Below are 15,757 nucleotides of genomic sequence, written 5' to 3' on the forward strand. Positions count from 1 at the left end.
CGGACGCACATTGGAATTCGAGGAGAGATTGATGGAAACAGTGATTGCGATCACTCCGAGTCATTGCCTCGATCCGCAGATCGCGATCGCCGCCTGTAAAGCGGGCGAGACCGGCGTTCTTGATCTGGGATGGAACGCGGACGGCGCAGCCGTGAGCGCCGCAATCGAGGCGCTGCGCACATCAGTGGGCGGACGCGGCGCGTGGGGCGTCAGATGGGACGCGGTCACGAGCCCCTTCGGCGATCTCAACGAACTGTCGAAGGTTGCGCCGGGTGAACTTCCGCTGCTGGTTCTCGCAGGCGTCACGCCGCGGGAGACGGCGGATTTACTCAAATCTGCGAAGGCGTTGGCGCGCCGAGTCATTCTCGAAGTCCATGATCTCGGCTCGGCGCTGGTCGCGGAAGCGGAAGGCTTCGACGGACTCATCGTCAAAGGCCATGAGGCGGGCGGATGGGTCGGCTCCGCGACGTCGTTCATACTGCTGCAGGAGCTGAGCGGGAAGATTCGAATTCCCTATTGGATACAAGGCGGCGTCAATATGCGCAGCGCCGCCGCGGCCGTTCTATCCGGCGCGCGCGGAGTCGTTCTCGTGGAACAGCTTTGGCTGACGGAGGAGGGGCCGAGCGCCGCCGCCGAGCAAAGACGGCTCTGGAGTCAATTCGACGGCAGCGAAACGATTGTCGCCGGCCGCGGCGCCGATCTGTTTCGTCTTTCCGCGCGACACGGACGCGCGAAGCTCCGCGACATCGAGATCGGCGTGGCCAAGAACGACGATCTGCGCGGCCTCTTGCGGCGGCTGTTGGGCGATCAGGGAGATGCGCTCATTCCGCTCGGACAGGACATCGCCTTCGCGATGTCGCTGGGACGCCGCTATGGCACGACCGGCCGGGTGATCGCCGCGCTGCGCGAGGGCGTCGAGCCGGCGATCAGGGACGCCCGCGCGCAGAGCGTGCTGCGGCCGGATTCTGCGCTGGCCAAGCTTCACGGCGCGCGTTTTCCGATCGTGCAGGGTCCGATGACGCGCGTCAGCGACGTGGCGCCCTTCGCCGACGCCGTGTCGCGCGCGGGCGGCCTGCCGTTCCTGGCGCTTGCCGTGATGCGCGGACCGGAAGTGCGCGCGCTGCTCGCCAAGACCAAAGAGCTGATGGGCGCGCGGCCCTGGGGCGTGGGCATATTGGGCTTCATGCCGCTTGAATTGCGGCAGGAGCAGATGGAGGCCATTCGCGAGAACAAGCCGCCATTCGCGATCGTCGCCGGCGGCAGGCCGAGCCAGGCCAAGGAGCTCGAGGCGCTCGGTGTTTCCACCTATCTGCATGTGCCGTCGCCCGGCCTGCTGCAGGGCTTCATCAAGGAAGGCGCGCGCAAGTTCATCTTCGAGGGAAGCGAATGCGGCGGCCACACCGGGCCGCGCACGAGTTTCGTTCTCTGGGAGTCGGCCATCGACACGCTGCTCGGCGCGAAGATCGATGATCCCGAAACACTGCAGATCCTCTTCGCCGGCGGCGTTCATGACGGCCCCTCCGCGGCGATCGTCTCGGTGCTGGCCGCGCCGCTCGCCGCGAAAGGAATGAAGATCGGCGTGCTGATGGGCACCGCCTATCTGTTCACTCAAGAGGCGGTTCGAACCGGCGCCATCGTCAGCGAGTTCCAAGATCAGGCGATCGATTGCCGCGAGACCGCTCTGCTGCAATCGGGAGTCGGCTCCTTCACGCGTTGCGCCAACACGAGCTTTTGCGACGAGTTCGACAAGACCCGAAGCGATCTGATTTTGCAGGGCAAGTCGGAAGAAGAAATTCTCATGGCGCTCGAGATGCTCAACATCGGGCGGCTGCGCATCGCTTCGAAAGGCGTGACGCGCAATGAGAATCCGGCCGCGAAGGACAATGGCGAGAAATTCGTCAGCCTCGACGCCGAGGCGCAGCGGCGCGAGGGCATGTATATGATGGGCGAGGTTGCGCGTCTGCGCGACTCGCGGATCAGTATGGCCGAATTGCATCAGGCCGTTTCCTCGGGCGCCCAGGCGGCGCTCGCCCGGGCCGACAAACGTCGCGACGTCGCGGCGCGCGAACCGCGCGAGGAAATCGCCGTCGTCGGCATGGCGTGTCTGTTGCCGGGCGCGAAGGACGTGCGCAGTTACTGGCGCAACATCATGCTGGCGGTCGACTCGGTCCGAGAGGTGACCGAGGACCGCTGGCGCCCGGAGGACTATTTCGAGCCCAAGCGCGGCGTGCAGGACAAGGTCTATTCGAAGTGGGGCGGCTTCCTCGACGACGTCGTTTTCGAGCCGACGCGTTACGGCATTCCGCCCGCCAGTCTGCGTTCGATCGAGCCTGTGCAGCTTCTCGCGCTGCTGGTGTCGAGCATGGCGCTGGAGGACGCCGGGTTCGACCGTCGGCCGTTCTCGCGGGAGCGCACCGCGACGATCTTCGCTTCGGGCGGCATGAATGATCTCGGAACGATCTACATCTTCCGAACGCTGCTCGCCCATTATCTGCCGAAGGCGGCAGGAGTCTCAGACGAAGCGCGCAAGCAGATCCTGGATTCGCTCTACCAGGATGAGTTGCCGAAGTGGACGGAAGACTCTTTTCCCGGCTTCCTCGGCAATGTCGTCGCCGGGCGCGTCGCCAATCGACTTGATCTACGCGGCGCGAATTTCACCGTCGACGCCGCCTGCGCGTCCTCTCTCGCCGCGCTCGATGTCGGCATCAAGCAGTTGCGCAGCGGCGACGCCGACATCGCGCTCGTCGGCGCGGTTGACGGCACGAACGGTCCCGTCAGCTTCATGTCGTTCGCACAGACTCATGCGCTGTCGCCGCGCGGGCGTTGTCGCCCTTTCGATGACAGCGCCGACGGAATCGCGATCGGCGAGGGCGTCTGCGCCGTCGTGTTGAAGCGGCTGGCCGACGCGGAACGAGACGGCGACAGGATCTATTCGATCATCAAGGGCATCGGCAGTTCGAGCGACGGCCACAACCGCAGCCTTACGGCGCCGCATCCCGAAGGGCAGGTGCTGGCGCTCAAGCGCGCTTACGCCGACGCCGGCGTCGATCCCTCGAGCGTCACCCTCATCGAAGCGCATGGCACCGGAACTTCGGTCGGCGACAAATCCGAAATCGGGGCCCTGAACATGGTCTTCGGTCCCGCCGCGGGAGCGCCGCAGCGCTGCGCCGTCGGCTCCGTCAAGTCGATGATCGGCCATACAAAAGTCGCAGCCGGCCTCGCCGCCCTGATCAAGGCGAGCCTTGCGCTCAAGCAACGCGTTCTGCCGCCGACGATCGGCGTCGAAAAGCCGGTGTCCGGCGTCGACTTCGCGACATCGCCTTTCTACCTCAACACCGAAGTGCGGCCGTGGCTCGGCGCCGGCGACAGCGCGCCGCGGCGCGCCGGCGTCAGCGCCTTCGGGTTTGGCGGCACCAACTTCCATACCGTGCTCGAAGAATATCGTGGCGACTTCCGGGCCTCCGACGCGCAGGACCTCAATCCGCGCGCCGCGGAGATTTTCGCCTTCAGCCGGTCGAGCGTCGAGGCGCTTGAAGAGGCGGCGCGGACGCTGCTGCAGGGCATTGAACAAACGCAGGAGCTTGATCTCGCGCAGCTTGCCTATTCGGCGTCGCTTGACGACGGCAGGCTGCGTCCGAAGAACGGCGGCCAGATCGTGCAGCTCTCGATCGTCGCGACGTCGGTCGCCGATCTGAAGGGCAAGCTCGAATTCTTCCTGCGCAGCCATCAGGGCAAGGCGTCGCTCAACGCGCCAAGCGGCATCTACTATCGGAACCTGCAAAACCGCGCCGACAGCGGCGCGGTTTGTTTCCTGTTCCCTGGGCAGGGGTCGCAGCAGATCAATATGCTTCGCGATCTCGCGCTCTCGCATCCGTCCGCCTACGCCTTGTTCGAAAAGGCCGACGCGATGCTCAAGAGCGCGCTGCCGAAGCCGCTGTCGCAATATGTCTATCCGGCGCCCGTCTTCAGCACGGAGGAACAGGAGCGCCAGCAGGCGGAGTTGAACGACACGCGCATCGCGCAGCCGGCGCTGGGCCTTGCGGACCTCACGGCCTATGACGTTCTCTCGACATTCGGCGTCAGGCCGAACTTCGTCGCCGGCCACAGCTATGGCGAATATGTCGCGCTCTGCGCCGCGGGCGTGATCTCGCGCGAGGAGCTGATCCGCATTTCCGACGCGCGTGGCCGCATCGCCAAAGAGATATCGGTCGCGCAGCCGGCGACGATGGCCGCGGTCAACGCCAACGAGGCTTGGACGCTCGAAGCGATCGAGCGTCTCGAACTGGCGGTGAGCGTCGCCAATCTCAACGCCCCCGACCAGACGATCATCGCAGGGACGATCCCGGCGATCGACGCCGCGGTGAAGGCGCTCAGCGGCGAAGACGTGCGCGTCAAGCGGCTGCCCGTCACCGCTGCATTCCACTGTAACGCGATGGCGGGGGCGCAAGCGGCGCTGGCGGCCGAACTCGGCTCGGTCGCGTTCCGGCCTCCGCAGGTCAAAGTGTTCAGCAACACCACCGGCGAGCGCTATCCCGAGGATCCATCGGAGATTCGCGCGTTGCTGGCGCGACATATCGTCGAGCCCCTGCGCTTCGTCGACGAGATTGAGCGCCTCTACGCGGCCGGCGCGCGAGTCTTCATCGAGGCGGGTCCGGGGCAGGTGCTGAGCGGACTTGTCGGCCGCATTCTCGGCGACCGGCCGCACACGACTCTGGCCATCGATGCGCCCGAGCGTCCAGGCTGGCTGCAACTGGCGCAACTGCTCGCGCGCGCGTTCGCACTCGGCTTGCCGGTCGATCTGGCGCCGTGGTTCGAAAGGCGCAGACTCGCAGAAATGAGCCTGGCGCAGGTGTTCGAAGAGGCGCGCGCCAAGGCCAATCCCGGGCCGATGGCCTGGCGGGTGAATGGCGGACGCGCAGAGCCCTGGCGCGGCGAAGCAAAACCGCCAAAAGCCGTCGCCAGCGCCGCTGCGCAGCCGGCGCCTGCGAAGGCGCCTGCAACGCCCCAGCAAACGAGACCCAATGGAATTGCGACAGACCATTCACCAACGGCGCAATCAATTTTCGCCGAACGCGAGAGGAGCAGAGTCTTGTCTACGCATGTACCATCGCCAGCGCTTGGCGCGGTCAGCGCGTTGAGCGCTGAATCGCGGTTCGCCCAAGTGCAGAACAGTTTGGCGCAACTCATCGACCTGCAGCGCGAACAGCAGGACGTATTGCGCCGCTTCTTCGAGTTTCAAGGACAGTTGTTGGGCGCCAATGGCAATGGCGCGGCTGAAAAGCCGGGCTTCGCCGCTGAGCCGATCCCGTTCTTGATCTCCGAACAGCCGACGGCCGCTCCCGCGGCGGCCGGCGCTTTCGTTCCCCCGGCGCCGGTCCTGCCGAAGCTGACCGCGACGCCGAACGGGAAAGGGCTGCAGCCTGCGCCGCGCCCAGCGATTGCGACTCCGGTCGCCGCCGCGCCGGTCGCCGCCAAGCCGTCCGCGAATGGCGCGGGCGCAGCGAAGACGGCTGCCCAGAAGGGGCCGAAGCAACTGGCGTCGACCGAGGACTTCAAGGCCGATCTGTTGCAGGCGGTCGTCGAGCGCACCGGCTACACGGAAGACATGCTCGATCTCGACGCGCATATGGAGGCGGATCTCGGAATCGACTCCATCAAGCGGATCGAAATCCTGAGCAAGCTCAAGGACAACCACTCCTTCATGGAGAACCAGGACGAGGAAAAGGTCTTCGAGGAGCTTTCGGGCCTCAAAACCCTGGCCCAGATCGTCGACTGGTACGATCAACTTCGGAAGTCTCAGACCGAGCCAGGAGGCTCTGACTCAAGAAAAAAATCCCCGACTCCGCTGTCGCTCTCCTTGCCTGAGACAGCGGAGTCTGACGCCCCGAAGGCAAGTTCCGCGGATGTGCAGCGTTATGCGGTCACCCCTGTGGCCGCGCCGCGGGACGCTTCAAGGCAAGTTCATGACTTTCCCGCCGACCGGCTGATCCTGGTGGTCGGCGGCGCGGCCGAACTGAGCGCCGCCGTCGGCGACGCTCTGAAAGCCAAGGGATATCAGATCCGCTGCGTCACGCCCGGCGACGCGACGCGCGCCATCGACGGCGATCGCATCGAGGCGGATTTGTCGTCGCTCGACGCGGCAAATGCGCTTCGCGACGTGCTCGCAGCGCAGGGCGCCAAAGTCGGCGCAATCTTCAATCTCTCAGGCGTGCAGACGATCGGCGGAGTCGAACCCGACGGACGCTTCGATCACGGACGGCAGCTTTTCCTGCTGTTGAAGACCTTCGAGAAGGATCTGAGGGAGAGCGCCAAGACGGGCGGTGGCGTTCTCGTCAATCTCACCGATTTCGACGGGCAATTCGGACTGCGGCGGGCGCGTCCGTTTTCGGCGGCTCCCGCCGGCACGCTCGGGGTCGCCAAGTCGGCGGCGCGCGAATGGCTGGAACTGCGAGTCAAATGTATCGACGTCGATCCCGAAATCGACATGCAGCGCCTTGTCGACGAAACCTTGATGGAGTTTTGCGACAGCGATCCCGCGATCGAAGTGGGGTTCACCCCGAGCGAACGCTTCAAGCTCGATCTCGCGGAACAGAGCATGGCCACCGCCGATCTGTCGGCGCTGCGCCTGGAGCAGGATGGCGTGCTGCTCGTCACGGGCGGCGCTTACGGCATCACCGCCGACGTCACGCGCGCGATGGCCGAGAAGTTCCGCTCGCGGCTCATTCTCGTCGGACGGAGTCCGATGCCCGGCGACGAACCGGAAGCGACGCGCGGACTGATCGACCGCGCTGAACTGAGACAGTTCCTCATCGGGGAGGCGCGCGCGCGCAACGAAAAGGTCAAGCCGGCGGACATCGAGAACGCCATCAAGCGCATCTTCAAGGATCGCCAGATCCGCGACAATATCGCGGCGATGCAAGCCGCGGGCGCGCAGGTCGAATATCGCGCGCTCGACATACGCGACGGCGAAGCCTTCAGCCGTTTCATCGACTCGATCTACGACCGCTATGGCCGCATCGACGGCGTGCTGCATGGCGCGGGAGTCATCGATGACAGAATGATGCGGGAGAAGACGCCGCAGTCTTTCGACATGGTGTTCGAGACCAAGGTCATTCCCGCGATCGTGCTGGCCGAAAAGTTGCGGCCGGAAACGCTCAAATTTCTGGTGTTCTTCTCGTCGATCGCCGGTCGTTTCGGCAACGCTGGTCAGAGCGACTACAGCGCGGCGAACGAGGTGGTCAACAAGCTCGCCGACGGCCTCAGCCACAAATGGCCGCATGTTCATGCGGTCGCGATCAACTGGGGACCGTGGGACGGCGGCATGGTCAACGACGATCTGCGCAAGCTCTACGCGTCGAAGCAGATCTATCCGATCGCCGTCGATCAAGGACAGCGTCGCTGCCTTGAGGAACTCGAGCGCGGAAACACCGGCGCGCCGGAAATCGTCGTCGCCGCGAGTCTTGAACAGATTGCCCGTCAGGGCATGCGCCAGAACCAATAGCGGACGTTCGCTCATTTCGAGCGGACGGCCTGGAAGCCGAACATATTAAGGAGTGGGCGATGTCATTTTGCCTGACCGACTTTGTCCCCGTTCGAATGTCGGAGCCTGTCCCGCAGGCGCTGACCCTCGAACTTTCAGCCTATGGTTTCGCCAAGGCCTATTGCCGCAATCACGGAATCAATGATGCGGAAAGCTTTGGCACGATCATTCACGAAACGCGGCAAAAGTTCGAGAAATTCGCCCTGTCGCCGTCAGTGATCAAGCGACGGCAGCTGGTGTTCTTTCCGCGTCTCAGCGACATCAGCTTCAGCAATGGCGAATTCACGGTCTCCGAGCCCGAACACGACTACATGCAGCTGTTCGATAGCTATGAGACTCTGAAGGCCAAGGACATCAAGACGCGTCATTCGAGTTACGCGAAAATCGCCGACGACTGCCTTGGCGAGATGTATAGCGACGTCGAGCAGGCGCCCGACGATCTCATTCATGTGACGTGCTCCGGCTATCTGGCGCCCAGTCCCGTGGAGCGGATGGTGGCCGGAAAGGAATGGTTCAACACGACCGTCACGCACAGCTATCACATGGGCTGCTATGGCGCGTTTCCGGCGATCAAGATGGCGCATGGCTTTCTGTCGTCGTCGCAATTCGCCGTGACCAAGCCGAAGGACCGGGTGGACATCGTCCACACGGAAGTTCTTTCCGTCCACCGCGACATTGAAGAACTCAAAGCCGAAAACATCATCACGATGACGCTGTTCGCAGACGGTTTCATCAAATATTCTATGGTCACGGAAGATCATTTACGAGAACGCGGGCTTCGCGGCCTCAGGGTGCTGGCGTTCAACGAGCATCTGCTGCCCGACTCGGCCAACGACATGACCTGGGTTCCGGGCTCAACGCGCTTCCACATGACGCTTTCCGTCATGGTGCCCGTGGTCATCAAACAATCCGTGCGGCCGTTCGTCGAAGAATTGCTCCAGCGCGTCGGCGTCGATTTCGAGCGCGACAAGCGTCGGCTGATTTTCGCCATTCATCCGGGCGGTCCGAGGATCGTCGAACACATTCAGGAAGCGCTCGGCCTCGAGCCGGATCAGGTGGCGATCAGCAATTCGGTCTTCACCGAAAACGGCAACATGTCCTCGGCGACGGTCCCGCACATATTGAAGCAGATCGTCGAGGAGCCCTCGATTCCTGCGGGCGCCCGCGTGGTGTCGCTGGCGTTCGGACCCGGTCTGACGATCACCGGACTGGTGGCGGAAAAGATATGAGCTTCGAGCGCGCGAAGAGAGCGAATGGCGGCGACGCCGCGGCCTGGCCCAATGCCGGGGCGACAGGCGCGCCTCTCATTGCGCGCATGTATGAGGTCCAGGACGCCCAGGAGCTGGCGCGCGCCGCGGAAGACTCCGGAGGGGAGGGGGCGCCCCATTCCGGACCGTCGGGCCCAAGCGCCACTGACGCCGTGAGGAATGTCGCTGACATGAATGGCGCGGATGCGGGCGAGCCGCCGCGCATGCCCTTCATCGGGTCGGTGCTCGAATATTTTCCCGGCGAAGGCGTCACGATCGAGCGGAAACTCAGCGTCTATGAAGATCTCTATCTCGCCGATCACGCGTTCGTTCACGCGCCGGGCATAAAGCCCGCATCGGCGTGCCTGCCAGTCGTGCCGATGACGATGAGCCTCGAGATCATGGCGGAGGCGGCGGCGTGTCTCGCGCCCGGCTATGGCCTGATCGGGTTCGAGGACGTGCGTTCGGTGAGCTGGATCGATCTCGCTGACGTCGAAGAACTCACATTGACCGTCACCGCGCGGCTCCTTCGTCAGGATCCGGAGCGCGGGGCGTTCTTTATCTCCACAACCATTCAGGTCGAGGGCAAAAACTCGCCGGCGATCACCGCAATCGTGCTCTTCGGAAATCGCTACCTCGTCGAGCTGTCGCCCTCCTTCACAGAGTTCAATACTCCACACGCGCATCCGCTGACGGGCGAAGAAATCTATGCCGAACGGCGCATGTTTCACGGACCGAGCTTTCAATGCCTGTCCGGCGAATATGTTCTGGGCGACGAAGGCATTATTGGCGAGTTGTGCGTGCGCTCGCCGGAGGCGCTGTTTGCGTCGACGCAGTCTCCGCAACTGCTGACGGATCCCTGCCTGCTCGACGCCGTCGGGCAGATCGTCGGTCTCTGGGCGATGGAGCAGGAGCGCTACGTCTTCCCGATCGGTCTCTCAAAGCTGGAGATTTACCTGCCGACGCCGCCGGTCGGAACGCGCGCGCCGGTTCGTGTCGAAATCATGCAGTCGGAAGGCAAGACGCTCCTCGCCGATATCGAAGTGCAGGACGGCGCGGGCGGCGTATGGATGCGAATCTCCGGCTGGCGAAACTGGAAGTTTCGCTGGGAAAAGCGCCTCGTCGATTTCCGTCGTCTGCCGGACAAATATCTGTTGGCGTCGCAGGCGCCAGGCGCAGAGGGCGATGGATCGATTGCGTTAATGCTGTCCGGCGGCGATCTCCAGCAGTTCGATCCCGCCTTGCTCGCGCGTTATTTCCTGAGCGTAGACGAGATGTCCGCCTACAAGAATCTGGAGCGATTTCCGCAACGCCAGCGCCAGTGGCTCCATGGGCGCGTCGCCGCCAAGGACGCGGTGCGGCTCTGGGCCGCGCGGGGGCGGCAGGACGGGATGTCTCATCCGGCGGCTTTCGACATTTGTGCCGATGAACGCGGATGTCCGTTCGTCGAGGCGTCACAACACATCCCAACCGCGCCCTCGCTCAGCATCGCGCATTGTGAGGATCGCGCCATCGCCGTCGCGCATGAATTGGACGTCGGAGTCGACATCGAGCGCATTGTTGCGCGCGAGGCGCGCGTCGTCGAGGCGTTCGCGTCGCCGCAGGAGCGCGAGATGATTGCGAATTTTCCATCATCTGAGCGCGACACGTGGATCACCCGGCTCTGGTGCGCCAAAGAGGCCGTCGGCAAGCTGCTGGGCGTCGGCCTTGAGGGAAAGCCGTTGGCGTTGCTGGCGACGGAAATGACCGAAGACGGAAAAATCGTCATTTCGCATCAAGCCGAGAACATGTGCGCCTGCGTAACGACCATCGAAGATGACGGATTCATCATCGCCTATGCAGGGCCCGAGAAGGCTCATGGGTAGTCAAGGCCAAATCCGGCGAATTCGCCGAGGAGGGATCATGCTGGAAAAACTGCCGCCCGCGCGTATTTCCGCCGATATCCGGCTGACTCACGGTTAGCCGAGGAGCACGACATGGTTTACGCGCTGATTGTCGCATTCCTGGCGCTGCAGCTTCTTGTGATTCTGGCGCCGATGCTGCGTTTCGCGAAGTGCTTTCGGCGCGAGACGCCTGCGTCTGCAGAGCAGCAGACATCCGTCGTGATCATGCCGTGCAAGGGCGTCGACAATGCGCTGGTCGAGACCATTCGCCGGCTGCTGCAGCAGGACTACCGTGATTACGCGCTGCTGTTCGTAACCGAGAGCGAGCAGGATCCGGCGCATGCGGTGATCAAGGGGTTGATTGCGGATGCGCCCTGTCCGGCGCGATTGATCGTCGCCGGACCGGCGACCGCTTGCGGGCAGAAGGTCCATAATCTCACGACCGCCGTCAACGCGCTCGACGAGTTCTTTCCTGATACGGAGATCATCGCCTTCTGTGATTCCGATGCTCAGCCGCAAACCGACTGGTTGACCAATCTGGTCGCCGGGCTCGCTGACCCCGAAGTCGGCGTTGCGACCGGTTATCGTTGGTATCTGCCCGCGGGGTCCGGGCTCGGGTCCCTGCTGCTCAGCGCCTGGAACGCGCAATCTTTATTCTTGTTCGGCGATCAGTCGAGTTTCGCCTGGGGAGGAACCATGGCGATGCGCCGCGTCGATTTCGAGAACATGGAGATTCGCCGGCGCTGGCGGGGCGGCGTAAGCGACGACGGCAGCGTGACGACGGCGGTCCGTTCGCATGGTCGGCGGATTCAATTCGTGCCACGCTGTCTTGTGGCCTCGCGGGGCGACGCGAGCTTGCGAGACGTGCTGGAATTCACAAACCGCCAGCTCATCCTGACGCGAGTCTATATGCCGCGGGCGTGGCGCGAGATTGTGGCGTTTACGCTGTATTTCTGCGCGCTCTTCGTGCTGGTCGGCGTTCTGCTCTACCGGGCGTTCGCGCAACAGGAGCTTCCCGAAGGCGTCGTCAATCTGCTGCTGCCGGGCATGGGCTTTGCAATGGTCCTGCAGTGCTGGCTACAGACGACGTTTGCGATGCGCATTCTTCCGCAACATCGTGACGAATTGAGGCGTCTGCGATGGGCATACCTCGGAATCTTGCCGCTGGTGGCGCCGTTGGCGCTCTGGAACGTGATCGTGTCGTGCGTCTCTCGGCGGATCGTGTGGCGCGGCATCGGCTATGAGCTTCTCGGCCCCAATCAGACTGTCATCTGGAAACGCGATCTTCCCGATCCGCGTTCGATCTAGGGCGTTAGCAATGTGTGAAAGGAGCAACGATGTTCGACCGCACAGAAAGGGTTCTGAGCCGCGTTCATATTGCTCAAATCGTCGGCGGGCTCGTCCGAAGGGATGAAGCGCGTTGAGCGTGAATTCGCTGGAATCGAAGGAACGCTTTTCGGCGATTGTTGTTAATCCTCTAGCGGAGGGACTGCGATGTATTTCCTTCCTGATCAAGACCTGAAAATCGAATGGGTGCGCAAGGACGAAAATTGTCCGCGCGAAGGGCACACCTGGTACGGAAGTCGGTACTGCTACTTCGAGATCGATCAAAGCGAGCGCGACGCGCCGACCGACGACTGTGCGGTGTATGTGCTCTATTCAATGACCGGCGAAACGCTAGTCAACGAACTCGCCCGTCGAAAGGCGAGCGAATTGAAAGCCGGGCCGAACTCGGAGTCCGACTGGGAATTCGAGCGCCTCATGAATGGCGAGGTCAGCCATCGATCCGAAGAGATGCAATTCATCGGACGTTTCATCATGCGCGCTGGCCAAAGCGCGTGGGATGAGAGCGACAGCGCCAGCGCGAAATCGACATGGATGCGACTGGCGTCGATGGCGCCGACATGGCGGTTTGGCTTCGGGCGACGGAAGATCGACGTCAATCGCGATCCGATCAGATTCGCGAAGGATGGCGCCGAGGCTCAGGAGACGAGCGAGCCGGCCGGACGCGCGCGCAAAGTTCAGTCGTGAGTCGTCGGTGGATAAGCCACGCTAAGGCGCCAGAAGGCGGGAGCCCTTCGAGATGTCGTTAGGAAAAGAGATCGGCCTCGCGGCGAGACAATTCGGGGAGGGCAGCGGCGTCGCCTGGCGGCGCCCCAGTCTCACGCTGCTCATCGCCTGGCGCAATCTCGTTCACGACCGTGTGCGTTTCGGGGTCACGCTCGTCGGCATCGCCTTTTCGACCATCCTCGTCGGCATTCAACTCGGGATGCTGTTGAATTTTCTTCATACGACCTCGACGGTGGTCGATCAGGCCGGCGCCGATCTCTGGGTCGCGGCGCATGGCGTTCCGAGCGTCGATCTGGCGACGCCGATCGACGGCAGGCGGCGGTTCCAATCGCTCGCGGTCGACGGCGTTGCCGTCGCCGAGCCCTATCTACTGCATTTCGGCTTTTGGAAGCGCGCCGACGGCATCAGACAGATCGTCATCCTCATCGGCGTCGAGCCGGGCGCCGAAATGGGATTGCCGCTGACCCTACCTGAGGGACAAAGCTTCCGCGAAGCGCTCTCGAGTCCGGACGGCATCATCATCGATCGGCTGTACGCCGAAAAGCTCGGAGTGACGGGACTCAATCAGCTGGTCGAAATCAATGACCGCCGCGCGCGCGTCGTCGGGTTCACGGAAGGCATCAGGACATTCACGCAGTCGCCCTATGTTTTCACCTCGCTGCGCAATGCGCGGTGGCTGCTCAATCGAACCGATGACGTCATCACCTATGTGCTCATCCGGCTTTCGCCGGGGCAGGATCCCGCTGCGGTCATCGATAAATTGTCTTCTCGCTTGACCGACGTCGACGTCATGACGTCTCGGGAATTCGCGGCGCGAAGCCAGAAATACTGGCTTCTGACCACAGGCGCCGGCGTAACGATCATCTGTTCTTCGCTATTGGCGCTGTTCGTCGGCGTCGTGATCGTCGCGCAGACGCTTTATGCGAGCACGATGGATCGCCTTCCCGAATACGCCGTGATCCGCGCGATGGGTGGTCCGCGGTGGTATCTCTATAAGATTGTCATCGAGCAGGCCGTGATCGGCGGATTGATCGGCAGCGTCGTCGGAATCGCCGTCGTAATGGCGCTCGTTTACGCCGGCCGCAACATGAGTTCGCCGCCGCTCGTGCCGATGTGGCTTGCGCTTGGAATCGGGGCCGTCACGGTGGTGATGTGCGTGGGCGCGTCCCTCGTGTCGATCAGCAAGATCACCTCGATCGATCCGGTGAAGGTGTTTCGATGAGTCGCGCCGTCATCAGCGCCTCAGGCGTCAGCCATTCGTTCGACACCGGACCGACGCCCGTCACGGTGCTGCGGGACATCGACCTCGAGGTCAACGCCGGCGAACTGCTGATGCTGGTGGGCCCGTCGGGCAGCGGCAAGACGACGCTGCTGCATATCCTCGGCCGGCTGCTCAGTCCGACGAGCGGAGTCGTGACGCTTTATGGCGCCGACACGCAATCGCTCGCCGAAGAGGAGCTCGCGGCGCTGCGACTAAAATATTTCGGATTCGTCTTTCAGTCCTACAATCTTTTTCCCGTGCTCACCGCCACGGAAAACGTCATGGTGATGCTCGATCTTCTCGGAACGCCGCGGCAGATCGCGCGCGATCGGGCGCGTGAGCTGCTCAAATCGGTCGGACTTGGGCAGCGTCTCGATTCCTATCCGTCGCAGTTGAGCAGCGGTCAACGACAGCGCGTCGCCATCGCGCGGGCGCTCGCCGGCGATCCGAAAATCCTGATGGCCGACGAGCCGACCGCCGCGCTGGACTCGGAGAGCGGGCTGCGCGCCATGGAGCTCTTGCAGCTTCTCGCACACCAGCAGGAGCGGGCAGTGGTCATCGTCACGCATGATCCGCGCATTCTTCATTTCGCGGATCGAGTCATTCATCTGGAAGATGGACAGATCGCCGAGCGCTCCGGTAGGGCGCAGGGTTCTTCTTCCCACGCTATGGGAGTTCTGTGATGAAAATCTCGTCACGCGTCATTGCTCTACTGAGCCTGGTTGGCCTCGCGGGGGTCGGACTTTTCGTTCTGCAGTCGGTCGAGAGCGCGCACTCCACCGCGCGCGCGACGACCTCTTTCGTCGGCGACAGACAGCATGTCGCGGCGGCGCCGGGCATGGTCGAGCCCGAAGGCGAGGAGAGGGAAATCTCTGCGCAGGCGACAGGCGTCGTTCGAGAAATGCGCGTCGAGGAGAATGACGAGGTGACCGCCGGGCAGGTCATTGCGGTGCTCGACAATACCGAACAGGTCGCTCGGCTCGATTCCGCGCGCGCCGCGCTGGCGTTGCGACAGGCGGAGCTCGAGCGGCTCACCAATGGCGCGCGAGGCGAAGAGCGGCGCGAGGCCAAGGCGGCGCTGATGGAGGCCGACGCGTCGCTCGATCTGGCGCGACGCGAACATGATCGAAGGCTGCCGCTGACGAAGAGCGGAGTTTCGCCGCAGGCGGCGCTGGATCAAGCCACGTCGAACTGGAACGCCAGCAAGGCGCGACGAGCGGCGATGGCGGAACGGCTCGCCTTGCTCGAGGCGCCGCCGCGCCCCGAAGATCTTGCGGCGGCCCGCGCCCGCGTCCGCTTGGCGGAGGCCGATGTCGCTTTGGCGCAAGCGCTTGTCGAAAAGACGCTGGTGCGATCGCCGATCGCAGGAACGGTCCTGCGCCGCTCTCGCGTCGCCGGCGAAGCCGTGACGCATATGCCGCCGACGCCCATCGCGGTCGTCGGCAATGTTCGCGGGCTGCGCGTGCGCGCCGACGTCGATGAAACCGATGTCGGTAAAGTCGTCGCCGATCAGCGCGTCGAAGTCACCGCTGACGCTTTCCCCAATAAGAAATTCGGCGGGAGAGTGTACCGCGTCTCGTCGCGCATGGGCGCGAAGGCGGTTCAGACAGGCCGTCCGACTGATCGCGTCGACTCCAAGGCGCTGCAGGTGCTCGTCGATCTTGATCCCGGCGTAAAGCTGCCCGTCGGCTTGCGGGTCGACGCATATTTTCTCAGTCACCCGGTCTCGGCTCAGGCCGGCGCGCGTGAGTGATCG

The 15,757-nt window shown here is 63.4% G+C and carries 8 protein-coding genes; all 8 read left to right on the top strand.

Annotation, left to right across the window (positions count from 1 at the left end; genetic code table 11):
* The first annotated feature begins 31 nt into the window (after nucleotides 1-31).
* The 8 genes from AB7F41_RS06895 to AB7F41_RS06930 all read left to right on the top strand — a co-directional run bounded on the left by AB7F41_RS06895 (nucleotide 32) and on the right by AB7F41_RS06930 (nucleotide 15,754).
* Nucleotides 32-7,501 carry an SDR family NAD(P)-dependent oxidoreductase gene (locus AB7F41_RS06895; RefSeq protein ID WP_428383972.1) on the top strand — a complete coding sequence of 2,490 codons (7,470 nt, stop codon included), beginning with the start codon at nucleotides 32-34 and terminating at the stop codon, nucleotides 7,499-7,501.
* A 59-nt stretch (nucleotides 7,502-7,560) separates the two neighbouring features.
* Nucleotides 7,561-8,769 (top strand): 3-oxoacyl-[acyl-carrier-protein] synthase III C-terminal domain-containing protein, encoded by a 1,209-nt coding sequence (locus tag AB7F41_RS06900; RefSeq protein ID WP_428383973.1) that lies wholly within the window; start codon nucleotides 7,561-7,563, stop codon nucleotides 8,767-8,769.
* The gene (locus AB7F41_RS06905) at nucleotides 8,766-10,652 is read left to right on the top strand and encodes a 4'-phosphopantetheinyl transferase superfamily protein (protein WP_428383974.1); all 1,887 of its coding nucleotides are present in this window, start codon (nucleotides 8,766-8,768) and stop codon (nucleotides 10,650-10,652) included. The genes AB7F41_RS06900 and AB7F41_RS06905 overlap by 4 nt, the downstream gene beginning before the upstream one ends.
* Before the next feature lie 111 nt (nucleotides 10,653-10,763).
* Nucleotides 10,764-11,978: a glycosyltransferase gene (locus AB7F41_RS06910; protein WP_428383975.1), complete on the top strand. Its 1,215-nt coding sequence runs from the start codon at nucleotides 10,764-10,766 to the stop codon at nucleotides 11,976-11,978.
* A gap of 186 nt (nucleotides 11,979-12,164) precedes the next feature.
* Entirely contained in the window at nucleotides 12,165-12,701 is a 537-nt protein-coding gene (locus AB7F41_RS06915) for a hypothetical protein (RefSeq protein WP_428383977.1), read from the top strand.
* Nucleotides 12,702-12,753: 52 nt separating this feature from the next.
* On the top strand, nucleotides 12,754-13,962 hold the full coding sequence (locus AB7F41_RS06920) for an ABC transporter permease (protein ID WP_428383979.1): 1,209 nt from the start codon (nucleotides 12,754-12,756) through the stop codon (nucleotides 13,960-13,962).
* Complete coding sequence (locus AB7F41_RS06925; RefSeq protein WP_428383980.1) at nucleotides 13,959-14,684, top strand: ABC transporter ATP-binding protein; 726 nt, start codon at nucleotides 13,959-13,961, stop codon at nucleotides 14,682-14,684. Before AB7F41_RS06920 ends, AB7F41_RS06925 begins: the two co-directional genes overlap by 4 nt.
* Nucleotides 14,684-15,754 carry an HlyD family secretion protein gene (locus AB7F41_RS06930; protein ID WP_428383982.1) on the top strand — a complete coding sequence of 357 codons (1,071 nt, stop codon included), beginning with the start codon at nucleotides 14,684-14,686 and terminating at the stop codon, nucleotides 15,752-15,754. Before AB7F41_RS06925 ends, AB7F41_RS06930 begins: the two co-directional genes overlap by 1 nt.
* The last annotated feature ends 3 nt before the right edge of the window (nucleotides 15,755-15,757 follow it).

It is taken from the genome of Methylocystis sp. (assembly GCF_050251305.1).
In the GTDB taxonomy this organism is placed as follows: Bacteria; Pseudomonadota; Alphaproteobacteria; order Rhizobiales; family Beijerinckiaceae; genus Methylocystis.